Raw genomic sequence first — 235 nt, 5'->3', positions numbered from 1 at the left:
CGATCGCAGATTTTGTCGCCGACATGCGGGCGCCCACACCTTCCGCCGCCGCCGAACTGGTCAGCCGCGATCTCAGCGCACAGATGCAGAAAATCCATCAGCACCAGCAACAACTGCGGCATGCGATGCGGCACTATCTGTCCGTCAGGCAAAGCCAGCTCGTTCGCTGGCAGCACAGGCTGGATCGCCAGCATCCGCAAGTACAACTTAACCAGCAAAGCCAACGCCTGGATGA

General features: G+C 60.0%; 1 protein-coding gene. It reads left to right on the top strand.

All coding sequences use genetic code 11. From position 1 onward, the window contains the following. The coding region (locus tag R0J87_RS24730; protein ID WP_498889681.1) for an exodeoxyribonuclease VII large subunit at positions 1–235 on the top strand (235 nt) is incomplete at both ends.

Origin of the sequence: Halomonas sp. SIMBA_159 (assembly GCF_046536035.1) — a bacterium.
In the GTDB taxonomy this organism is placed as follows: Bacteria; Pseudomonadota; Gammaproteobacteria; order Pseudomonadales; family Halomonadaceae; genus Vreelandella; species Vreelandella venusta_A.
This window is presented reverse-complemented; position numbering and strand designations above follow the sequence as displayed.